Genomic DNA, 21975 nt, shown 5'->3' with positions numbered 1-21975 from the left:
CCGTGCGTGAAAAAGGATAGGGAATGATCGGCGAGACTTTCGATGACTATTTGGACGAACACGGCAATCTCGACATCCGTGGTGATTCGACTCTGATCGACTTCGTCGACATGCACAGTGCGACGAACGGGGATGAGCTGGCCTACCGCTACATCGACTACTCCCGCGAACGGGACGGTGAGTATCACGAACTCACCTGGCGCGAGTTCGGTGTCCGGCTGCGCGCGGTGGCGGCCCGGCTGCAACAGGTGACCAGCCCGCGCGACCGGGTCGCGATCCTGGCGCCGCAGGGGCTGGACTACGTGGTCTCCATCTTCGCGGCGGTGTACGCGGGCAATATCGCGGTGCCGCTGTTCGATCCGGAGGAGCCCGGCCACACCGATCGCCTGCACGCGGTGCTCGGCGACTGCCAGCCCTCGGCGATCCTGACGGCCAGCGCGTCCGCGGCGGGGGTGCGGGAGTTCTTCCGGCACCTGCCCGCCTCCCAGCGGCCGCGCATCATCGCCGTGGACGCGATCCCCGACAGCGTGGGCGCGAGCTGGGTGCGGCCGGACATCAACATCGACAGCGTCGCGTATCTCCAGTACACCTCGGGGTCCACCCGCACGCCCGCCGGGGTCGAGATCACGCATCGTTCGGTGGGCACCAATCTGTTGCAGATGATCGACGCGCTCGGCCTGGTCGAGAACGCGCGCGGGGTCACCTGGCTGCCGATGTTCCACGACATGGGGTTGCTGTGCGTGATCCTGCCGACGATCGTCGGCAAGTTCATCACGATCATGTCGCCGAGCGCGTTCGTGCGCCGCCCGTACCGCTGGATCAAGGAACTCGCCGCCGCCTCCGACGGGGCCGGAACCTATGCCGCCGCACCGAATTTCGCGTTCGAGCACGCCGCGATGCGCGGACTGCCCAAACCGGGCGAGAATCTGGACCTGTCGAACGTGATCGGGTTGATCAACGGCAGCGAGCCGGTGTCGGTGAGCTCGATGAAGAAGTTCAACGAGGCGTTCGTCCCCTACGGGCTGCCCAAGACGGCCATCAAACCGTGCTACGGCATGGCCGAGGCCACGCTGTTCGTCTCGGCGACCCGGCGCGACGACGAGGCCCGGGTGGTCTACGTCGACCGCGGTCAGCTCAACGCGGGCCGCATGGTCGAGGTGGACGCCGACGCGGAAAGCGCTGTGGCACAGGTGTCCTGCGGCTACGTCGCGCGGTCGCAGTGGGCGGTGATCGTGGATCCGGAGACCGGCGCCGAGCGCGACGACGGTTCGGTGGGCGAGATCTGGCTGCACGGCCGGAACATGGGCATCGGGTACTGGGGACGGCCGCAGGAGAGCGAGGCGACCTTCCGCAACCGGCTCACCGCGCGGCAGGCGTCGGGCAGCCACGCCGAGGGCACCGACCCCGACGCGCACTGGATGGCCACCGGCGACTACGGCGCCTACCACAACGGCGAGCTCTACATCACCGGCCGCGTCAAGGATCTCGTCATCGTCGACGGGCGCAACCACTACCCGCAGGATCTGGAGATGTCGGCGCAGGAGTCCTCGGACGCGCTGCGGCCCGGCTTCGTGGCGGCGTTCTCCGTCGCGCCCGACGATCTGCCCGACGCGGCGGCGGGGACCGAACAGCTGGTGATCGTCGCCGAAAGGAATACGGGCGCGGCCAAATTGGATCCCGAACCGGTCGCCGAGACCGTACGCGGGGCGATCGCCCGGCGGCACGGGGTGACCGTGCGGGAGCTGCTGCTGGTGCCCGCGGGCTCGATCCCGCGAACCTCCAGCGGCAAGATCGCCCGGCGCGCTTGCAAGGCCGCGTATCTCAACGGCACCCTGCGCGGCGGCCAACGGCAGCAAGCGTTTCCCGACACGCCGTAGCGCGGCCTCCGCGAGCGCCGGGCACCCAGGTGTCCGGCGCTTGTCCTGCTTCGGCGAGCCGTTATCGAGCTACTCTGTGGTTACGGACATGGTCGGTGCAGACCCGTCACCAGGGAGCGTGCCATGGAGTATTCGATCACGGATTTCCTTGCCCTGAGCACACATTCGGCTCCGCCGGGCCGGTTGCCGGTGGAGCGGGCGCACCGGGTGATGCAGATGCACACCGATTGCTCGACCGACAACTGCCCGAACAAGCGCGCCGCCTACGACGCGCTCGTCCGGGCGGGTCACCTGGTACCCGACAGCTGCCGCCGCCCGAGCTGAGGCTCAGGCCCGCCAGAGTTGTTCGCCCGCACGGGATATCACGATATTGGGCACCACCGCGCGGGCGGACAGCCGCGCGATGGCGAGGACCAGTTCGGCGATGTCGGAGGTCGGCAGCATGGCGTCCGCGCCCAATTCGCCCTGTTTCCAGGCGCTCATATCGGTGTCGACGTAGCCGGGGGAGAGGGCGGTGGCGCTCACCCCGCGGCGCGACTCCTCCAGCGACAGCGTCTCGCACAGCGAGATCAACGCCGCCTTGGTCGCGCCGTAGGCGGCCAGCCCCGGCTCGCCCGCCACGCCCGTGATCGACGCGATCGCAACGATTTTCGCGCCCCGTTCCGGCGCCGCGGCGGCGCTCTTGCGCAGCAACGGCAACGCGTGCTGGATCAGCGTGAGCGGGGCGCGGAAGTTCACCTCGAGCATGCGCTCGCGCGCCTTGGCGGTCATCTCCGCGACCGGTCCCGCGGTGCCGGTGCCCGCGCTGAGCACGAGCAGATCCAGCCCGCCGAAGCGCCACGCGTGCGCGTCGACGAGCGCGCCGAGCTGTTCGGCGTCGGTCATGTTGGCGGCGAAGGGGAACACCTCGCCGCCGGTCTCGTCCCGGAGTCGTTGCGCGGTCCGCTCGAGGGTGTCGGCGGTGCGGGCGGCGATGGTCACGGCGTAGCCGTCGCCCGCCAGGCGGCGGGCGATCTCGGCACCGATGCCGCGCGAGCCGCCGGTGACCAGCGCACTGCGCGCGGCGCTCACAGCCGCTCGATGACGGTGGCGTTGGCCAGCCCGCCCGCCTCGCACATGGTCTGCAACCCGTACCGGCCGCCGGTCTGCTCGAGATGGTTGACCAGCGTGGCGAGGATGCGGGTGCCGGACGCGCCGAGCGGGTGGCCCAGGGCGATCGCGCCGCCGCGCGGGTTCAGCCGCGCCGGATCCGCGCCGAGTTCGTGCTGCCACGCCAGCGGCACGGGCGCGAACGCCTCGTTGACCTCGTAGGCGTCGATGTCGCCGATCGACAATCCCGCGCGCGCCAACACCTTTCGCGTGGCCGGGACGACCGCGGTCAGCATCAGCAGCGGGTCGTCGCCGACCACCGCGAAGGAGTGGAACCGCGCCCGCGGCCGCAGGCCGAGCCGATTCGCCCGCTCCTCGCTCATGATCAGCGCCGCGGACGCGCCGTCGGTGAGCGGGGAGGAGTTGCCCGGGGTGATCGACCAGTCGATCTCGGGGAAGCGACGGGCGAACTCCTCGTTGGTGAACGCGGGCTTCAGATTGCCCAGGCCCTCGACCGTGGTGGTGGGGCGGATGGTCTCGTCGGCGGTCAGCTCGCCCGCGGCCACCAGCTCGTTGGCGAAACCGCCCGCGGCGGCGGTCTCGGCGGCCAATCGGTGTGAGCGCGCGGCGAACTCGTCGAGGGTGGGGCGATCGAGCTTCCAGCGCGCGGTGATCACCTCGGCGGCGATGCCCTGCTGCACTAGGCCCTCGGGGTAGCGGTGCGCGAGCGGGCCCCGATTGGCGTCCGCGCCTTGGGCATTGGAGAACATCGGCACCCGCGACATCGACTCCACGCCGCAGGCGATGGCGATGTCGTAGGCCCCCGCCAGCACGCCCTGCGCGGCGAAGTGGGCGGCCTGCTGGCTGGATCCGCACTGCCGGTCGACCGTGGTGGCCGGGACCGACTCGGGGAAGCCCGCGGCGAGCAGCGCGGTGCGGGCGATGTTGGACGACTGTTCGCCGCTCTGGGTCACGCAGCCGGCGATCACGTCGTCGACGAGGGCGGGGTCGAGGTCGTTGCGGGACACCAGGTCCGCGAGGACACCGGCCAGCAGGGTGGCCGGGTGCACACCGGAGAGCCCGCCGCCGGGCTTGCCCTTTCCGGACGGTGTGCGGACGACGTCGACGATGACGGCCGAGTTCATGGTGACTCCGATCGGATCGGTAACGCTGATGTCCTCAAGTTAACACGGATTCGCGTCCGGATCAGCGGGGTTCTTCGGCTTTCGTCGGGTTGAAGTTAGCCCCGAATCCATAGAGGATCGGCAGGACCGCGGCGGCGACGGGATTGTAGACACCCAGTTCCTGCGGCAGCGCGCCCAGCGAATAGGCCCAGATGACGAACGCCGCGAGGCCGAATCCGATCGGCAGCCACCGATTCGCGTACTTCGCCGCGGGATACTGCCGCATCAGCAGCGGGACCGTCCCGAGCAACAGGATCGCGAAGACGAGCAGCAGCCAGACGGTCCGCGCGGTGGTGTGCGCGTCGGTGAGGCCGGTGATGGCCGCGGAGGCGGCGAGATAGGGGCCGCTGGTCTCGATCGGGAAGTACTTGACGAGCCGTTCCTGATAGGAGTCGCCGCCGGTGGACACCTGCTGTTCGGGACCGACCGGTCGTCGTGACACCGGGGTCACCGCGCGGCTCATGACTTGCACCATAGACCAACTCGTCCACGTCATCGACCGCGTGCCGGGAGCCGATCTGTGGCAGACTCGGCACGCACGATGCGGCCGCTCGACGACCGTGTGTGGAAGGGATGCGGGAGTTGGGATCGCGATGGAGTTGAGCGCCATCGAGCAGCAGGTGGCCGAGGACAGACGGATCGCCGCCCAGGAGCGGACGGACGAGGCCGAACTGCGGCTGGCCACCTCACTGTGCGAGCTGGCCCGGGCGTTCATGGCCACCAAACAGGACGGCTCCGAACGGGATCGGGCCCCCGCCGCGCTCGAACCCGCCCAGGAGGCCGTGCTGATCCGGCTGCGCTGGCTGACCGCCGGGCACGTCAGCGCCCATTTCGCCGGGCAGGTGCAGGAGGCGTTGCGGCTGTTCGAACAGGCCGCGCGCACCATCGGGCATCGGGAACTGGCGACCGCCACCATCCGGCAGGCGTGCGACGCGTATCACCATGTGGCCCAGCGGTATCCGATGGCGGCGGGGGTGTGCGCCGACGGTCTGTCCAAATGCGGCGTGTGGCTGTGCCGCCTGGATCCCGGGTCGGCGGTGGCGGCGAGTTCGGAGGCCGTGCGCATCCGGGCCGGGCTGTTCGCGGCCGATCCCGAGACCGCGAGCCGGTATCTGGCGAGTCTCAATATGTTGTTGCGCACGTTGATGATCGGGCGCTCGCGCAAGCAGGCGCTGGCGATGTACCGGGAGCGCTACTCGGCGTGGACCTCGGCGGCGATGACCACGCGGCTGCGCGAAACCCCGCTCGAGGAACTGGAATTCACCAGCAAGACCTTCGCGGCGTTGCAGAAGCTGGAGTGCCCCACCCTCGATCGCGCGGCCCGGCTCACCCAGCAGCAGATCCTCTACCAGACCTCCGGTGATCTGAGCACCATCGAGGAGATCAACTGGAAGCTCGGCCTGGTGGGGCTGAAACCCCTGGCGGCCGGGGCACTTCCGGACCTGCCGTCCAAACCGGTCGAGATCGCGCATTCGTTCGGCGCGCTGAGCGTGCGCTGCACCGCCCCGGACGCGCTGGCCCAGGTGCGGGCGGCCGTGATCGCCGCGTACGCGGTCGACGACGCCCGCCCGGTCGGCAGCGGCTTCTTCCACGGCGTGCATCAGCCGCAGTGGACGCTGCCGGAGCCGGAGCTGAACCTGACCGAGCGGCTCGGCGACGACGTGGTGCTCATCGAACGCGCGGGGGGACACTGGATCTCGGTCAAGAGCCTGAACTGGGAACTGGCCCCGGTCGGGAAACACCCACTGGCGCTGCGGCTCGCGCAGGACTGGCCGGTGATCGCGGTGAGCACCACCGAGAATCTGGCCTACGAATTGTGCTGGTACGCCGAGGGTTCGGCGACCCAGTACGCCGCGCTGGGCCGCCCCGCCGGGCAGCCCGCGCTGGACAAACCGTTGGCGCCCTTGGATTTCGCGCTGCTCGCCGAGTACGGCGCCGACTACGCCTCGGAGACCCAGGTGCGTGCCGCGTTCGGCAATACGGCCATGTTCGCCAAGCTCACCAACCTGCCCGCCAGCGGCATCCGGCAGGCCGGTCAGGCCCGGCCGCTGGCCGATTACGGGGAGCAGGTGCTGTTCCTGCGCCGTCGCGGGAACGCCGACTAGGGGGTCGCGCGCGCCACGGTTTTCTCTCCGCGCGCCCGGGCATACGCACAGCATGACTGCCGACAAGTCGAAGATCACGCCGGAGGACCTACGCCAGCTGCTCGACGCCGGGAGCCCGCACACCCGCCTGGTTCTGAGCGAGGGCAGCCTGCGCATCGAGCCCGGATCCGAGGACGACCTGGACACGCTGGTCGTCATCACCCGCGGCGACCTCGCCGCCCGCATCGGCGACCAGCCCGACGAGGCGGCGTTGAGTACCCAGGCCGAGGCGCTGAATACGGAGATCCGCTTGCTGGGCGCGTAGTGAGCGGCGCTCGATACCGAGATCCGCTTGCTGGGTGGGCGGGCGCTCGATACGGAGATCCGCCAGCTGGGTGCCTGAGCCCCTTGGACGCCCGGCCCGGATGGGTGCATAAAGGTGCTATGCAGCTTCACGTCGGATGTGCGCAGTGGACGCACACCGCATGGCAGGACCGTCAGCCGCACGCCAAGTCGCGGCTGCGGGATTACGCGGGCTGGTGCAACGCCGTCGAGGGCAACACCACCTTCTACGGGACTCCCACCCGGCAGACCGTCGCGGGCTGGGCCGAGCAGACGGCCCCCGACTTCCGCTTCGTGGTCAAGCTGCCGCGGACCATCACCCACGAACGCCGGATGAGCGACGCCGACGCCGAGGTGCGGGCGTTCCTCGAGGCCGTCGAACCGCTCGGTCCCCGCGCGCACGCGATCTGGGTCCAGCTGCCCGCCTCCTTCGCGCCCACCGACCTCGGGGCCCTCGCCCGGTTCCTGGGGCGGCTGCCCGCGAATCATCGCTACGCCGTGGAGGTTCGGCATCCGGCCTTCTTCGACGACGAGCGGACCGCTCGGCAACTGGAATACGTGCTGGGTCGCACCGGCACCGAATGGATCCCGTTCGACACCACCACGCTGTTCGCGACCCGGCCCGGCACCGAGGCCGAGCGCGACGCCTGGACGCGCAAGCCGCGGGTCGCGCTGCGCACGGCGGCGCTGACCGACCATCCGATCGTGCGCTACATCGGCCGAGACGATCCGGAGGTCACGGCCGCGGGCTGGACGCGCTGGGTGGACGCCTGCGTCGACTGGCTCGGCGAGGGCCGCTCGCCGACGGTGTTCGTGCACACCCCCGACAACGCCGACGCCCTCACCCTGGCCCGGCGCTTCCACGACGACGTGGGCGCCCGGCTGCCGGATCTGTCCCCGCTGCCCGAACCCACCGACAGCGCGCCGATGACGTTGTTCTGAGGAAGTCCCTGATCGCTCTCAGGAAGCCGATGACGTTGTTCTGAGGAAAACGATTTGCGGGGGCACCGGGCGGCATGCGTATAGTTGGCACAGGCAACTAGTTGTGCGTGCTAATTAACTCCGTTGTATCGAGGTGATCGCCGATGACCGCCGTGGGTCTGGACAGCAACGCCGCCGCGTTCGACGACGCGGATCTGCTCGGCGCGCAGCTGCTCCGGTTCGTGCGCGCGATCAATCGGGCCAAGGGGCAGCTGGCCAAGCACGGCCCGGACGGGCTGGAGAAGCTCGCCTACTCCGTCCTGTTCTGCCTGGTGCACGACGGTCCGCAGCGAACGGGCAAACTCGCCGAGCAGCTGCATGCCGAGATGTCGACCATCAGCAGACAGACCCGAACGCTGGTGGCCCACGGTCTGGTCGAGCGCCGGGCCGATCCGATCGACGGGCGCGCCTGCGTCCTGGCGGCCACCGCCGAGGGGCAGCGCGTCTTCGAGGAGAATCGCAGGTTGCGCAATCTGTGGATGGCCGATCTGCTGGGTGACTGGCCGCCCGCCGACCGGACCACCCTGATCACCCTGCTCGACCGCCTCAACAGCAGTATCGAAGCAATCCCCCCATCGACAGCCGAACCGAAATAAGGCCACCACTATGACGAATTCGACCGCCGAGGCGCCGGCCGCGCAGCCGGCCCCGGCGTCGGGTGCGGGCACGACACTGTCGCACCGGCAGATCCTGACCGTGTTGTCGGGCCTGCTGCTGGGCATGTTCCTCGCCGCACTCGACCAGAACATCGTGAGCGTGGCGATCGTGCGCATCGCCAACAGTCTGCACGGCTTCGACCAGCAGGCGTGGGCGACGACCGCCTACCTGATCACGGCGACGATCAGCACCCCGCTCTACGGCAAGCTCGCCGACATCTACGGGCGAAAGCCGTTCTACCTCACCGCGATCGGCCTGTTCGTCATCGGCTCGGCTGCGTGCACCTTCGCCACCTCGATGTACGAGCTGGCCGGGTTCCGCGCGTTCCAGGGCCTGGGCGCGGGCGGCCTGATGTCGTTGGCGTTCACCATCATCGGCGATATCGTCCCGGCCCGCGAGCGCGTGCGCTACCAGGGCTACTTCATGATCGTGTTCGGCAGCGCGACCGTGCTCGGCCCGGTGCTGGGCGGCTGGCTGTCGGGCTTCGACCACCTGTGGGGGCTGGACGGCTGGCGCTGGGTGTTCCTGGTGAACGTGCCGATCGGCGTCGTCGCGCTGGCCGTGGTCGCCCGGGTGCTCAACACGCCGCATCAGCGGCAGAACCACCGCGTCGACTGGTTCGGCGCGATCACCCTCGCGATCTGCGTGGTGCCGCTGCTGATCGTGGCCGAACAGGGCCGCGGCTGGGGGTGGGACTCGCGCAAGGCGATCATCTGCTACGCGATCGGCGCGATCGGGTTGCTGCTGTTCCTGTTCGTCGAGTACCTGATGCGCGACGCCGCGCTGATCCCGTTGCGGCTGTTCCGCAATTCGACGTTCAGCGTGACGATCCTCGGCGGCTTCATCGTCGGTGTGGCGATGTTCGGCGGCATCTCGATGGTTCCGCTGTATTTGCAGGTGGTGCGCGAATTCTCGCCCACCAAGGCCGGTTTGATGATGTTGCCGATGGTGCTGGGCATCATGCTGGGTTCGCAGATCTCCGGGCAGATCACCCGGTTCACCGGGCGCTACAAGTTCCTGCCCGTGCTGGGCACGTTCATCGTGGCGTGCGGTACGGCGTTGTACGCGCAGGTGCACTTCGACAGCCCGCTGTGGCAGCCGCTGCTCTACAGCGGCATCATCGGCTTCGGGCTCGGCGGGTGTATGCAGACGCTGATCCTCGCGGCCCAGAACGCCGGTCCCCGTTCGGATATGGGCGTGTCCACCGCGTCGGCCACCTTCTTCCGTCAGATGGGCGGCACGCTGGGCGTGGCGGTGTTCCTGACCATCCTGTTCAACCTGCTGCCGCACCGCATCGTCGACGCCTTCGGCGGCAACCTGCCGCCCGGGTTCGACACCGGCAAGCTGAACCAGTTGCAGAGCAACACCAGTGGTCTGGGCGCGCTGCCCCCGCAGGTGAAGGATCCGATCCTGATCGGGTTCACCAACTCCCTGCACGGGGTGTTCTACGCGGCCACCGCGGTGGCGCTGCTGGCCTCGTTCGTGCTGCTGTTCATGCGCGAGATCCCGCTCAAGGATCCGGGCGCGGCCGCCGCGGCCCCGCAGGCGCCCGAGCCCGTGGACGCCGCGGCCGAGTCCGCCTCGCCCGCACCGGAATTCGCCGCGGAGACCGTGCCCGCCGAGGCCGACCGGGAGCGGGTCGAGGTGTTCGCGGCGGCGCCGGTGCGCGGCGGCAGGCACGCGGCCGATCCCGAACCCGCCCGCGTGCTCGCCCATCAGGGCGCCGCGACCAACGGCAGCACCGCGCACGGCGCGGTCGCGCAGCTGACGGCGGCCGAACCGGTGTCCTACGACGGCGGCGAGGGCCGGTCGCTGGACGGACACGTGCGCCGCGAGGACGGCCGGGCCGTGCCCGGTGCGGTGCTGACGCTGATCGACCAACGCGGACACCAGGTTTCGCGGACCACCGGCGGCGGCGACGGCGGCTACCGGATCTCGGCCCCGGACCCGGGCGACTACGTGCTGATCGTGTCGGCGGCCGGACATCAGCCCGCGGCGGTGAACGTGCACGTCGGCGATCGCGCGCAGGCGCTGGACATCGCCTTGCAGGGTTCGGGCGAGCTGTCCGGCGTGGTGCGCAAGGCCGGGCGCGGCGAGCCGGTGGCGGGCGCGACGGTCACCCTGACCGATATGCGCGGCGAGGTGGTCGGCGCCGCGGTCACCGGCGCGGACGGCGCCTACGTCTGCCAGGGCGTGGTGTCGGGCACCTACACCCTCGTCGCGGTCGCCGAGCACATGCGGCCCGCGGCAACGGCTCTCACCGTTCCCGACAGCGGGCTGCTGCACCACGACGTCGAGCTGTCGGCGATGACGGTGCTGTCCGGCGCGGCCTCGGCCGACGGACGGGCCGTGCGCGACGCGTACGTCTCGGTGCTCGACGAGCAGGGCAGCGAGATCGCGTCCGCGCGCACCGACGACAACGGCCGGTACGTGCTGACCGATCTGCCCGAGGGCGAGTACACCGTGGTGGCCCGCGGCTACCCGCCGGTGAGCGGCCGGGTCAGCGTGGTGGGCGGCGAGACCACCCACGACGTGCGACTGGGATACGACAACACATCCGCGTGAGCGACAGGTAGTCATGAGTGGCTTGATCACCCGCATCCACACCGCCGACGGTTGGCCGGTGCCGGATGCCGTTCTGACAGTGACCGATTCGACGGGGCGGCAGCTGGCGCGGGCCGCGGCGGACGCGACCGGGGCGGCGGCGACCGAGCCGCTGCCCGCGGGAGCGCACACCGCGGTCGTCACCGCGCCCGGTTTCCGGCCGGTGGCCCGGGTGGCGCGCGTCGCCGCCGACGGTTCCGGCGATCTCGGCGACGTCGTGCTCGAACAGGAGGCGGGCGCGGTCTCCGCGCCCCCCGCCGGGCCGTGGACCATCGATCCGGTGCACTCCACGGTGCAGGTCACCGCGCGGCATCTGGGCATCGCGAGCATCAAGGCGCGGTTCCCGGAGGTGGGCGGTCGGCTCGAGATCACCGAGAACTTCGAGGGCACAACCGGTTTCGCCGAGATCAAGGCCGCCAGCATCGACACCGGCATCGGGATGCGCGACGACCATCTGCGCTCGGCGGAGTTCCTCGACGTCGAGAACTATCCGCTGATCTCCTTCACCGGCAAGGGTTTCCGGCGCACCGGACCGGACACCTTCGCCATGCCGGGCGAGCTGTCCCTGCACGGCCAGGTGCGGCCGGTCGAACTGGCCGTCACCTTCGGCGGCTGGGGACCGGACCCGTGGGGCGGGGTGCGCGCCGCGTTCCACGCCGAAACCCTGTTACACCGCAACGATTTCGCGATCGACTACAACGCGATCGTGCGGGCGGGCGTGGCCGCGGTCGGCACCACGGTCAAGATCGATCTCGACATCGAGGTCGTGCAGGGCGAGCAGCTGCCCTCGATGTGAGGGTTACACCCGACCGGCCGCCAGCAGCGGCCGGCCGGGCCCGTCCCCCCGGGACGCCTCGGTATCGCGGGCGAGGATGCGGCCGTAGAGCCGGATCAGCGCCTGCTCCAGGGTGATTCCCACCTCGGCCGCGCGGAAGGCGGCCAGCTCGAAGGCCACGTCGTTGGCTACGAGCCGCGGATCGCTGAGGAGTTCGTCCAGCACCATCCCGCTGAGCGCCTGATCGCGGGTGAGGGGGACGCCGGGCAGCCAGCTCAGGGCCCAGTGCCCGCCCCGCGCGCTCGGAAGGTACTGTGCCAGTTCGGGAGTGACATCGCTGGTGATCAGCCACGCGGTGATCCGGAGTGCCATGGGGAGCACCTCCTCGTTATCGAAGCCGTCGCCGTCGTCGACGGCAATGGCTGTTTCTAAATGCTACGAAGCGGCGACCTGGGGTGTCAATGTAAGCCTTGTGCCACATTTGGATATTTTCGATACCCGAATGCTCGAATCGAAGCAGATCTGTGACCAATCATCCTGCTGTGTCCGGATATTCGACCGGAATTGCGTGAAACAATGCCGCTTCGAACGGTTTCGGGCAGGAAAACTGCCGGATGAGTTGCCTTGTGTGTCAGTACAATCGAGGGTTCACACCGAGTCCGCCGCCACGAGAATCTCTCGCCGGTGCCGTTGACACACGCGGGCATATGTGTGGCTAGAATTTGGCATCGTGACACTCTCTGGCCACCCTGGTGGGGAGCCGATAGGAAACCTGGTGCGCCGCCTTCGTATCGAGCGGGGCTACACCCAGGCGGCTCTGGCGAAGAAGGCGGACTGCTCGCGCAGCCTGATCCAGCAGATCGAGAACGGCACCCGGGTCCCGCCGTTACCGCTGCGGGAACGGCTGAGTTCGGCGCTGGGCGAGGAACTTCCGATGGCCACGGTCACCGACGCCGCCGCCGACGCCGCGGGCGCGCACTACGACCTGCGGATGCGGTTCAACATTCTGCTCGGGAAGGATCCCGAGGTGGTCGAGCGCGTGCTGTCGATCGCCCAGAGCGTGATCGACACCCAGACCTCGGCCAAGGACATCGAGCCGCTGCGGCTCATCGCCGCGCGCCAGCTCGACCGCGCCGAGGAGATCCTCGCCCAGATCCCTTCGCGCAGCGCGACGGTGTGGGAGTGGAACACCGTCGCCGACTGGCTCACGATCCTCGAACAGGCCGAGCGTTCGGTGCTGGCCATCCACACCGCCGATCTCGGCACCATCGGCGGCGACGTGGGCGACGACTATCACGCCGCGATCGTGCGGCTCGCCGACACCGTGCACGAGCCGCGCATCCGGGTGCGCCGGATGTACGTGCTCGACAGCATCGAGGACGTCTGGCCCTACGACGAGAAACTGTGGTGGCAGGTGCGGTCCGGGGTGGAGAGCGTGCTGGTCAAGCGCGAGCACGCGCGCAACGCGCAGAGCATGCTCGTCGTCGACGACCGCTACGTGTGCATCGGGGAGTACGACTACTCGCGGCAGGCGCGGGTGGCGACCCGGTTCTCGGCGCTCAAACACGATGTGGCCTTCGCGATTCGGCGGTTCGAGAAGCTGTACGAATTGCGGCTGATGGGTTCGGCCATCGCCGTCGACGAGATCGTAGCCGCCCCGGAGCTGGCCCGATTCGATCGGCTCACCCAGGGCGACTGCCGGGAGCTGTTCCGCGCGGCCCTCGCCCGCGCGTGGGCCCGGGTGCCCGCGCCGGGGGAGACGGCGACGGAAGCCGGGCAGTCGTGAGCCGATTCGCGCTCGACGTCGCCGAGCTGTCGACGCGCTCCGAGGCGCGCAAACGCCTGGTGCGCAAGGCGATTCCGCCGACCGCGCGGTTCGCCGGGACCGAGGGACGCCGGTACACCGGGATCATCGACGCCTACCACGGCGAGACCGGCCTGGCGCCGGACCCCGCCGCCGTGCGGGCGCTGGACCGGGCCTGGGCGGAGCTGCTGCACACCGATCCGCCGCCGGACTACGCCGACGGCGGCCGCTACGACAAACGCCAGCCCGGCGTGCTGCGGGAGTTGGCCGCCGACAAGCTGTTCGAGCGTTTCGTCCGCCCCGCCGACGGCGTGGCCGGGGTGCGGGTACGGCCGGAGGAGGTGCTCGTCTGCCCGTATTCGAGCACGATGCTGCTCGAGGAGGCGGTGGCGACGCTGGCCCGGCCCGGCGGCGTGATCGTGTGCCCCGAGGGCTTCTACAAGAGCGCGGGCATCCACATCCGCAAGGCCGGACTGCGCGTCGTGTGCTGCCCGGCCACGCCGGACGACCGGTTCGCCATCGACCCCGCGGCGCTGGCGGACTGCCTCGCGCACTACCGAGGTACCGGCGAACTGTGCGGTGTGGTGCTCACCCTGCCCGGCAATCCGGTGGTGGCCCGCTACTCGAAGGCCGAACTGCTGGCCGTCGCGCGGGTGCTCGCCGAGGCCGAGGTGCCGGTGGTGTGCGATATGGCCTTCGATCGGCTGGTGGCCGCGCACCTGCCGCTGGCGGCGCTCGAGGTCGACACCGCGGCGGGTCCGGTGCGGATGTACGACCGGGTGCTCACCCTCACCGGTAACTCCAAGGGCTACAACGCCTTCGGGCCCTGCAAGATCGGCGCGGCCTGCACCGGCGACGCCGACTGGCTGGCCCGGATCCGGGCCCGGCTCACCATCGCGTTCCAGCGGGAGACCGCGCATCTGGCCCGCGCGGTGCTCGAGCACACCCCCGACCGCTACTTCGAGCACAACCGCAAGCTGATGCGCGAGCAGATGAGCGGGGCGCTCGATCGGATCGCCGACCTCAATCGGCAGGCGGGCCGGAAGGTGTTGCGGCCGTTGGGCAGTGCCGAGGGGATGTTCCTGTCGGTGGAGTTCGACGCGGCGCTGCTCGCGGCGGCCGGGGTCGATTCCGCCGCGCGCCTCGAGGATCTACTGCTGGTGGCCGCGGGCATCGACAGTGTCGCCCTGGACCGCACCGGGTCGCCCCGGCTCGGGGTGCGGCTCAATGTGCTCGCGCCGCGCAAGGCGCCGCGGCGGGAGTCGCGGGATCTGGCCGACGAGATGTTCGACCGGCTGACGCGGCTGGTCGGGGAGCTCACGGGCGGTCTGACCTATCGCGCCGCGCTGGTGGAATACGGTCTGCCCGAACTCGATTCGATGCCGTCGTGATCGTGGGGGTGCCGCGGGAGACCGCGCCGCGCGAGCGCCGGGTCGCGCTCACCCCGCCGGGAGTGGCGCGGCTCGTCGCCATGGGGCACGAGGTTGTCGTGCAGGCCGGGGCGGGGCGCGCGGCCGGATTCGCCGACGAGCACTATCGTGCGGCGGGCGCACGGCTGGCCCCGACCGCGGCGGCGGTGTTCGCGCCCGCCGATCTGGTCGCCTGGGTGAAACCGCCCGCCTTCCCGCTCGAGTCCGTGCCGCACCGGCCCGGCCTGACGCTGGTCGGCTTCCAGGATCCGATCCACCGGGCCGGGCAGATCGCGGCCCTGCGCGCGGCGGGCGTGGAATCGATTGCGTTCGAATGGGTTTCGCCCGGCGACGCACCCGAGGTCGACGCCCTGACCGCCATGAGCCGGATCGCCGGGAGCGTCGCCTACCGGGCGGGCCGCCGGTTGCTGCCCGCCCACGTCCGCGGCCGACCGGTTCGCTCGCTCGTGCTGGGCTGCGGTCAGGCCGGGCGATCGGCGGTCGCCGCCGCGCACGCCGGCGCGGACGAGCCGCCGGTGGTCGTCGGTCTGCGCCCCGAGCAGCGGGACGCGCTGATCCCCGTGGGTCCCTGCGAGTTCCGGCTCGCCGCCGCGGGCATCGTCGACATCATCGATGCCGCGAAGCCCGATCTGGTGATCTGCGCCGCGACCCGTCGGGGCGAGCCCGCCCCGGTGCTGGTGGACGCGGCCGCGCTGGCCGCCCTCGGCCCCGGCGCGGTCGTCGTGGATCTCGCCGGCAAGGCGGGCGGCAACTGCGTCGCAACGGTCTTGGACGCCACCGTGATCCGCGCGGGCGTGACCGTCACGCATCGCTCGAACTACCCCGCCCGCCGCCCCGCCGCCGCCAGCCACGCCTACAGCGCCGCCACGGTCGCGATGATCCGCCGCCTCGCCGATCACTGCGGGCGACCGCCCTTCCAGCGTTGCTCCAGCGCCGAGCGAAACAATTCGCGGCAGTCGCCGTCGTCGAGATCATCGAACTCGGCCAGTCGCAGGATCGCGGCGTGGTAGTCGCCGCCGATGGTGCCCAGCGAGGCGGTGTGGTTGGGCGGCATAACCACTTGGCCCGGTGAGGAGCGGCTGTTTACGCTCGGGGGTATCAGCGCGGGGGCCTAGGGGATGACATGACTCTGGAATTCACATCGGGGGCGATCTCCAGCGACAAGACGCCGGAGGTGGCTCGGTTCGTCGGGGCGGGCGAGGACGGGGGGTGGGTGCTGAGTTGGTTGCCGGGGCGGCGGCTCGATCGGGCGCTAGCGGTACACGGGATGGTGCTCGATGAAATCCTCAGTGACCCAACGCTGGTCGATGACGAGGTGGCGCTGGAGATGGCGGCGGTGCGGGCCGCGGAGCTCGGGCTCACGCTCGAGGGGGCGGTGGCGCTGTTGTGTCTGCGGGTGGTGGATCGGCTGCTGCGGCCCTCGATCGTGTCGGCCGCCTGAACTTGTCGGTGGTACCGGCTAGCGTCGACGGCGACCGGATCGCTGCGAGGGCGGGAGTTGATCATGAGCGGTATCGAGGTGTTGACCGATGGGTACGGGCGGGTCCGCGAGGTGGTTCACGAGGCCGTTGACGGGCTGGACGAGGCCGCGTTGACGTATCGGGTGGATCCGGCGGCCAATTCGATCGCTTGGCTCGTGTGGCATCTGACTCGGGTGCAGGACGACCATATCGCGGAGGTCGCGGGGCTCGAGCAGATCTGGACGGCCAAGGGGTGGTACGAGCGGTTCGGGCTGCCCATCGATCCGGCCGAGACGGGGTACGGGCACGACGCGGAGCGGGTGGGGATCGTCAGGGCGTCGGCGGAGGTGCTGACGGGGTACTACGACGCGGTGCACGAACAGACGCTGCGGTACCTCGCGACGCTCACCGACGCCGATCTGCCGCGCGTCGTGGATCGTCGCTGGGATCCGCCGGTGACGCTGGGCGTGCGGCTGGTGAGCGTGATCTCCGACGACCTGCAACACGCGGGGCAGGCGGCGTTCCTGCGCGGCGTCGTCGAGCGCGGGCGCTAGGGGCTGGAACCTCAGGCGGGACCGACGTATTCGCGGGGCGGCTCGGTGAGTTCCAGATCGGTCTCGGCTGGCGTGTTGTCGGGCGACACGCGGTGGCGGCGGTTGTGCACGACGCTGCTCACATAGGCGGCGGCGATGATGGCGACGCCGATCAGGCCGGTGGTCATCTCGTCCACGTGGCGGCCGGTCGAGTACAGCAGCACGAGCGCGAGCGCGCCGATGGCCCAGTGCGCGCCGTGCTCGAGGTACACGTACTCCGACAGCGTGCCCCGCCGGACCAGGTACACCGTGATCGACCGGACGAACATCGCGCCGATCAGGCCCAGGCCCAGCGCGATGATGATCGGGTCGGAGGTGATGGCGAACGCGCCGATCACGCCGTCGAAGGAGAACGACGCGTCCAGCACCTCCAGGTACAGGAAGCTGAAGAAGGCGGCGCGGCCGGTGAGCACCGCGAGTCCGGATGGGCCCGAGGACGATTCGCCCTCCTCCGGCTCGTCGTCGAAATGCTTGCCCAGCCCGTCGACGAGGATGTAGGTGACCACGCCGAGCACGCCCGCGACCATCACCACGTCGGCCTTGTCGTTGGGCGCGAGGAAACCGGCCACGAAGACCAGCGTCACCAGCGAGACCACGGTGGTGAACATGGGGAACCGGCCGATCCGGCCCAGCGGGCGTTCCAGCCAGGACAGCCAGGTGATCTCGCGCTCGGCGCAGACGAAGTTCAGGAACAACAGCAGCAGGAACATCCCGCCGAAGGTGGCGATCTTGGGATTGGCGTCGTTGAGCAGGGTCTCGTAACTGGGCCGCCCGTCGGCGAAGTACGCCAGCCCGTCCGGCGGCGGGTTGAGCGCCAGCTCGAGCGCCTTGAGCGGATCGAGGTGCGCGCCGATGGCCACGACGATCAGGGGGAAGACCAGCCGCATGCCGAACACCGCGACCAGCACGCCGACGGTGAGGAACATTCGTTGCCAGAATCGGCTCATCCGCTGTAGCACAGCGGCATTGACCACGGCGTTGTCGAAGGAGAGCGACACCTCGAGCACCCCGAGTATCGACGCCAGGATCAACGCCTCGGGACCGCCGTAGAGCAGCGCTCCCACCAGACCCGCTACCGCGACGATGAACGACAGGGCGAACACACGCACGAACATGGCCGATGCCTTTCGCTAGCCCGACAACCCGCGGGGGATTCGACTCCACGGGTAGCAGCAGTCAGAGTGCTCGCAACCCTCGATTCGATTCTGACAGCTGCACGAGGGGGTTCACAATCGTTACCGCGGGGCACTACCTGTCGGGTTGCCCACGAGCGGTGGTCAATACCACCCGTGCGCCTGCCAGAATGCCCAGGCCGCGTTCGGACTGCCGTAGCGCTGGTTCATGTAATCGTAGGCCCAACGGATCTGGGTGACCGGATTGACCGGCCAGTCCCAGCCGTGGGTGGCCATCTTGAACGGCGGCAGCGCCTGCGGCAGGCCGTAGGCGCCCGAGGTCGGATTGATCGCGAAGACGTTCCAACCGCTCTCGCGGGTGATGATGTTGTCGAAGGAGTCGAACTGGTCGGGCGGCACGATGAGTCGCGCGATCGTCTGCGGGGCCAGCCGGTACAGCGACGAGCCCAGGCCCAGGCCCGCCTCGACCAGATCCGAGTCCGTGGCGATCTCGTCGTCGGCCGCCGCGACGGCGGGGCCCACGCAGACCGATATCGCGCACGCCGCCATGACCGTGACGGTCACCTTCGCGATCGATCCCATTCCTCGAGCAAACCACCGGTTATTGGAATTACCGGTGATTCTCGCGGCGTGTCTCGGTGAGCAGCTCGCGCAGCAGCCGGGGTGAGGGAGAGCCGTGCGCGAGCATCGCGTCGTGCCACGCGCGCGGGGATATTTCCGGCGGGCGTTCGGCGGCGATCGCCGACATCTCGGAGTAACCGACGAAATAGGTGGACAGCTGGGTGGATCCGAGGCGGGCGCGCCGCCATTTCCCCGCCGCCTCGCCCTCCTCCTGGAAGCCGCGGCGCAGCATGAGGTCCATGGCCGCGGCCTCGTCGAGTTCGGCGCAGTGCACGCCGTGGTCGAGGATGGCGTTCACGGTCGTGCGCAGGTGGGACTTCAAGCGCTGCAACAGGACCGGAAGTCCGCCGAAGCCGTGGTCGGTCATGAGTTCCTCCGCGTAGACCGCCCAGCCCTCGATGAAGGTGCCGCTCGCGCAGAGCGCCCGAACGGGGGTGGAGCCGCGGAACCGGCGCGCGTGGGCGAGTTGCAGGAAGTGGCCCGGCACGGCCTCGTGCACGGCGAGGTTGCGCAGCATGTGGTGGTTGTACTCGCGGTAGAACGAGCGCACCCGGGACGCGGGCCACCCCGACGGGGTGGGCGCGATGGCGAAAAACGTTGGGATGTCGGCGGTTTCGAGGGGGCCGACGGGATCGCAGTAGGCGACGGCCACGCCGCGGGCGAATTCGGGCATCTCCTGCACGACCAGGGTGTCGGGGACGGGGGAGACGAATTCGTGTGCGGCGGCGAAGCTCTGGGCGTCGGCGAGGGCGGCGCGGGCGGCGGCCACGATGGTGTCGTCGTCGGGGTGGTCGGCCGCGACCCGGTCCAGGGCGGTGCGGACGGTGTCGTCGTCGGGGTGCGCGACGCCCAGCAGTTCGCCCGCGGCGTCGCGGATCCGCTCGTGCAGGTGATCGAGATGCCGGTGCGCGCGGTCGAGGATCTCGGCGGCGGGGAGTTCGGTGTCGAGGGTGTGCCAGAGCTTGGCCTCCCACAGCCGTCGGCCCAGCCGGGGATCGCGGTCGGAACGCTCCAGGCGTGCGGTGAGCCAGTCGCCGAAGTCGGCCAGGGCCGCGAGCGCCGCGGCGGATTCCGCGCGCACGTCGGCGCCCGGCACGCGGGCCGCCAGCGCGGGGACCTCGTCGCGGATCAGGGCCGCGACCCCGGCGAACTGACCGATCGCGGTCTCGACGTGCGGTCGCGGGCAGTCGCCCAGTGTCGCGCGGGCGGTGGCGAGGGCGTCCGGTACGGCCGCGAGCCGCGCCGACAGGGCCGTGAGCCGCCGCTCGGGTGGCGCGAAGGGCCGGGCCAGCAGGGCGTACAGCAACGGTCCGGGGTTGTGCGCCAAGGGATTCCACTCGTGCTCGCGGACCTCGTTCAGCAGGAACAGCCGCCCGTCGACCTCCCGCCGCAACAGCTCGAGGTCGACCCGGTCCTCGGCGTTCAACGCGTCGTCGTCCACCTCCGCGAGCACATGCGACGCCTCCCGCAACATCGCCGCCCGCCCGCGCACCGCCTCGCCCGAGAAGTCGGGCAGCCGCTCGTCCGCCCGATGATCGCCCGCCCATGCCGCCGCGTGCGGATCGTCCGCCAGCAGCGCGTCCACGATCCGTCCGGCCCGCTCCTCGAACTCCTGCGCCATGCCGCCACGCTACCGCCGGGGAGATCACCCGGAGTCGGGTGGCGCGTGGAGCTCGTCCCGGTGGTGTGAAAACACTTGCGGCCCAGCCGATCTCGCGCTCGTGGCGGGCGCCGATCCGCGCGGCTCAGCTGCCGCCCGCGCGGGGTGTGCCCTGCTCGGCGCCGAGGGCGGGGCGGAAGCCCGCGCCGACGCCGCCGCTCGCGTCGAGGTGGGCCTGGATCGCGCTGATGTTCGTGCCGACCTCGGGCCCGAGGCAGCCGACGCCGAGATAGGCGTTGACCATGCCGACGAGGGTGGTGCCCGCGACGACGGGGGCGCCGGAATCGCCGGGGAGGACGCAGATCTGGGTCCAGGTCTCGGTGCCGCGGGCCAGCACGTCGCCCCAGACGACGCCGCAATTGGTGCCCGTGGTGCGGCCCTTCTTGCAGACCGTCGCCGGGAAGCTCGCGGGGGCGCCGACGGCGGTGATGCTCACCGAGCCCACGCGGTCCGAGGGCGCGACCCGATCGGGGTCGAATTCGATGACGGCGTAATCGAGTTCATGATCGGTCGCGGCCACCCGGCCCACGATCCCGGCGTTCGGCTCGGTCTCCGAGACCACGCTCTGGCCGGGTTCGCCGCAGTGCCCGGCGGTCAGGCCGACCAGGCGGTCCGCGGCGTCGTGGCCGATGGTGGTGAGGGTGCAGCCGGTGGTGTTGGCGATGACGATGCCGGAACCGCCACCGAGGACCGGCAGTTCCGCGGCGTGCGCGGTGCCGACTCCGGCGGTCACGGAGGCGGCGAACACCGCCGACAGGGTCCAGCTCGCCGAGGCGAGGGTGCGCATGAGCTTCTCCCGAAGGTAGGTGGTGGATCAGGCGGCCTGGCGGGGACGCTGAACCTCGAGAGCCTGGTCCTTCAGGGATTGCAACGTCTTGGCGAGAATCCGGGACACGTGCATCTGCGAGACGCCCAGCTCCTCGGCGATCTGGGTCTGGGTCCTGCCCTCGAAGAAGCGCAGGATGAGCGCTCTGCGTTCGCGTTCGGGCAGCTGATCGATCAGCGGCCGCACCGCCATGGCCTGCTCGACCAGTTCGTAGCAGGGCTCCACCGTGCCGATGCTGTCGCGCAGGGGCGTCGCCGAATCCTCGCCGTCCTCCACGGTGGCCTCGATCGAATCGGTCCGGTACCCGTTGGCCGCCACCAGGGCGTTGGTGATCTCGGTGACCTCCACCTCGAGTTCGGCGGCCAGCTCGCGCGCGGTGGGCATCCGGCCGAGCCGTTGCGCCAGCTTCTCGGTGGTCGGGCCGATGAGTTGCTGAATCTCCTTGAGCCGCCGCGGAACTCGCACGGCCCAGGTGTTGTCGCGGAAGTAGCGGCGCACCTCGCCCATCACCGTGGGCACGGCGAAGGACAGGAAGTTCGCGCCGCGGGTGACGTCGTAGCGGTCCACCGCCAGCACGACGCCCACCCGGGCCACTTGCAACAGATCCTCGAAGGCCTCGCCGCGTCCGGCGAACCGGCGCGCGATGTGTTCGGCCAGGGGTAGACAGCGACCGATCAGCTCGTCGCGCAGATGCGCGCGATGGGGATCGGTGGCGGCGAGGGAGGCGAGCTTGTCGAACCAGGGCTCGATGTCGTCGTAGGAGTCCTTGCTCGTGCGAGAGTCGACGTTCCGGCTGCTCGAGGGTTCCGTCATCGCGCGAGGTCCCTTCGTGGTGCGACAGTGTTCGGTGTTCAG

Annotated in this window: 22 protein-coding genes; 13 read left to right on the top strand and 9 right to left on the bottom strand. The window is 70.1% G+C overall.

Annotated features, from left to right (window positions below; genetic code table 11):
• The first annotated feature begins 23 nt into the window (after positions 1 to 23).
• Both fadD32 and ACFYTQ_RS27040 read left to right on the top strand, forming a co-directional pair.
• Positions 24 to 1877 carry a long-chain-fatty-acid--AMP ligase FadD32 gene (gene fadD32, locus ACFYTQ_RS27045; protein WP_387366739.1) on the top strand — a complete coding sequence of 618 codons (1854 nt, stop codon included), beginning with the start codon at positions 24 to 26 and terminating at the stop codon, positions 1875 to 1877.
• Between the two features lie 123 nt (positions 1878 to 2000).
• Positions 2001 to 2201, top strand: coding sequence for a hypothetical protein (locus ACFYTQ_RS27040; RefSeq protein WP_387366736.1), 201 nt, complete (start codon positions 2001 to 2003; stop codon positions 2199 to 2201).
• A 3-nt stretch (positions 2202 to 2204) separates the two neighbouring features.
• Here the strand turns inward: ACFYTQ_RS27040 and ACFYTQ_RS27035 are convergent, their stop codons facing one another.
• The 3 genes from ACFYTQ_RS27035 to ACFYTQ_RS27025 all read right to left on the bottom strand — a co-directional run bounded on the left by ACFYTQ_RS27035 (position 2205) and on the right by ACFYTQ_RS27025 (position 4613).
• Positions 2205 to 2948 carry an SDR family NAD(P)-dependent oxidoreductase gene (locus ACFYTQ_RS27035; RefSeq protein ID WP_387366733.1) on the bottom strand — a complete coding sequence of 248 codons (744 nt, stop codon included), beginning with the start codon at positions 2946 to 2948 and terminating at the stop codon, positions 2205 to 2207.
• Positions 2945 to 4111 carry a thiolase family protein gene (locus ACFYTQ_RS27030; RefSeq protein ID WP_387366730.1) on the bottom strand — a complete coding sequence of 389 codons (1167 nt, stop codon included), beginning with the start codon at positions 4109 to 4111 and terminating at the stop codon, positions 2945 to 2947. Before ACFYTQ_RS27030 ends, ACFYTQ_RS27035 begins: the two co-directional genes overlap by 4 nt.
• A 61-nt stretch (positions 4112 to 4172) precedes the next feature.
• Positions 4173 to 4613, bottom strand: a complete 441-nt coding sequence (locus ACFYTQ_RS27025; RefSeq protein WP_387366727.1) for a hypothetical protein — start codon at positions 4611 to 4613, stop codon at positions 4173 to 4175.
• A 130-nt stretch (positions 4614 to 4743) separates the two neighbouring features.
• Here ACFYTQ_RS27025 and ACFYTQ_RS27020 point away from each other — a divergent pair, with 130 nt between their 5' ends.
• The 6 genes from ACFYTQ_RS27020 to ACFYTQ_RS26995 all read left to right on the top strand — a co-directional run bounded on the left by ACFYTQ_RS27020 (position 4744) and on the right by ACFYTQ_RS26995 (position 11614).
• Positions 4744 to 6255 (top strand): hypothetical protein, encoded by a 1512-nt coding sequence (locus ACFYTQ_RS27020; protein WP_387366724.1) that lies wholly within the window; start codon positions 4744 to 4746, stop codon positions 6253 to 6255.
• Between the two features lie 52 nt (positions 6256 to 6307).
• The gene (locus ACFYTQ_RS27015; protein WP_387366721.1) at positions 6308 to 6559 is read left to right on the top strand and encodes a hypothetical protein; all 252 of its coding nucleotides are present in this window, start codon (positions 6308 to 6310) and stop codon (positions 6557 to 6559) included.
• Positions 6560 to 6678: 119 nt separating this feature from the next.
• Positions 6679 to 7518, top strand: a complete 840-nt coding sequence (locus ACFYTQ_RS27010; RefSeq protein WP_387366718.1) for a DUF72 domain-containing protein — start codon at positions 6679 to 6681, stop codon at positions 7516 to 7518.
• 143 nt (positions 7519 to 7661) lie between these two features.
• On the top strand, positions 7662 to 8153 hold the full coding sequence (locus ACFYTQ_RS27005) for a MarR family winged helix-turn-helix transcriptional regulator (protein ID WP_387366715.1): 492 nt from the start codon (positions 7662 to 7664) through the stop codon (positions 8151 to 8153).
• 10 nt (positions 8154 to 8163) lie between these two features.
• The gene (locus ACFYTQ_RS27000) at positions 8164 to 10779 is read left to right on the top strand and encodes an MFS transporter (RefSeq protein WP_387366713.1); all 2616 of its coding nucleotides are present in this window, start codon (positions 8164 to 8166) and stop codon (positions 10777 to 10779) included.
• Between the two features lie 13 nt (positions 10780 to 10792).
• Positions 10793 to 11614 carry a YceI family protein gene (locus tag ACFYTQ_RS26995; RefSeq protein WP_387366710.1) on the top strand — a complete coding sequence of 274 codons (822 nt, stop codon included), beginning with the start codon at positions 10793 to 10795 and terminating at the stop codon, positions 11612 to 11614.
• 3 nt (positions 11615 to 11617) lie between these two features.
• On the opposite strand, the gene ACFYTQ_RS26990 is transcribed toward ACFYTQ_RS26995, so the two are convergent.
• The gene (locus ACFYTQ_RS26990) at positions 11618 to 11965 is read right to left on the bottom strand and encodes a hypothetical protein (protein WP_387366707.1); all 348 of its coding nucleotides are present in this window, start codon (positions 11963 to 11965) and stop codon (positions 11618 to 11620) included.
• 403 nt (positions 11966 to 12368) lie between these two features.
• Between ACFYTQ_RS26990 and ACFYTQ_RS26985 the strand changes: the two genes are divergently transcribed.
• From ACFYTQ_RS26985 to ACFYTQ_RS26965, 5 genes are all read left to right on the top strand, one after another.
• A complete protein-coding gene (locus ACFYTQ_RS26985) occupies positions 12369 to 13379 on the top strand; it encodes a helix-turn-helix transcriptional regulator (protein WP_387366704.1) in 1011 nt (336 codons plus the stop codon).
• Positions 13376 to 14788 (top strand): pyridoxal phosphate-dependent aminotransferase, encoded by a 1413-nt coding sequence (locus tag ACFYTQ_RS26980; RefSeq protein ID WP_387366701.1) that lies wholly within the window; start codon positions 13376 to 13378, stop codon positions 14786 to 14788. Before ACFYTQ_RS26985 ends, ACFYTQ_RS26980 begins: the two co-directional genes overlap by 4 nt.
• Positions 14785 to 15837 (top strand): hypothetical protein, encoded by a 1053-nt coding sequence (locus ACFYTQ_RS26975; RefSeq protein WP_387366698.1) that lies wholly within the window; start codon positions 14785 to 14787, stop codon positions 15835 to 15837. Before ACFYTQ_RS26980 ends, ACFYTQ_RS26975 begins: the two co-directional genes overlap by 4 nt.
• Before the next feature lie 113 nt (positions 15838 to 15950).
• Positions 15951 to 16268 carry a hypothetical protein gene (locus ACFYTQ_RS26970; protein ID WP_387366695.1) on the top strand — a complete coding sequence of 106 codons (318 nt, stop codon included), beginning with the start codon at positions 15951 to 15953 and terminating at the stop codon, positions 16266 to 16268.
• Between the two features lie 63 nt (positions 16269 to 16331).
• Complete coding sequence (locus ACFYTQ_RS26965) at positions 16332 to 16841, top strand: DUF664 domain-containing protein (protein WP_387366692.1); 510 nt, start codon at positions 16332 to 16334, stop codon at positions 16839 to 16841.
• A gap of 11 nt (positions 16842 to 16852) precedes the next feature.
• Here ACFYTQ_RS26965 and ACFYTQ_RS26960 read toward each other — a convergent pair whose 3' ends face one another.
• The 5 genes from ACFYTQ_RS26960 to ACFYTQ_RS26940 form a co-directional block, all read right to left on the bottom strand.
• The gene (locus ACFYTQ_RS26960; RefSeq protein WP_387366689.1) at positions 16853 to 17995 is read right to left on the bottom strand and encodes a DUF475 domain-containing protein; all 1143 of its coding nucleotides are present in this window, start codon (positions 17993 to 17995) and stop codon (positions 16853 to 16855) included.
• A 162-nt stretch (positions 17996 to 18157) separates the two neighbouring features.
• Entirely contained in the window at positions 18158 to 18595 is a 438-nt protein-coding gene (locus ACFYTQ_RS26955) for a lytic transglycosylase domain-containing protein (protein WP_387366686.1), read from the bottom strand.
• A 28-nt stretch (positions 18596 to 18623) separates the two neighbouring features.
• On the bottom strand, positions 18624 to 20255 hold the full coding sequence (locus ACFYTQ_RS26950; RefSeq protein WP_387366683.1) for a DUF885 domain-containing protein: 1632 nt from the start codon (positions 20253 to 20255) through the stop codon (positions 18624 to 18626).
• A 124-nt stretch (positions 20256 to 20379) separates the two neighbouring features.
• On the bottom strand, positions 20380 to 21081 hold the full coding sequence (locus tag ACFYTQ_RS26945) for a S1 family peptidase (protein ID WP_387366680.1): 702 nt from the start codon (positions 21079 to 21081) through the stop codon (positions 20380 to 20382).
• Positions 21082 to 21108: 27 nt separating this feature from the next.
• Positions 21109 to 21933: an RNA polymerase sigma factor SigF gene (locus tag ACFYTQ_RS26940; protein WP_387366677.1), complete on the bottom strand. Its 825-nt coding sequence runs from the start codon at positions 21931 to 21933 to the stop codon at positions 21109 to 21111.
• Positions 21934 to 21975: the final 42 nt, after the last annotated feature.

Origin of the sequence: Nocardia sp. NPDC004068 (genome assembly GCF_042874315.1) — a bacterium.
GTDB lineage: Bacteria > Actinomycetota > Actinomycetes > Mycobacteriales > Mycobacteriaceae > Nocardia.
Note: the sequence above shows the minus strand (reverse complement) of the source record. Positions and strands in the feature narration are given on the sequence as shown.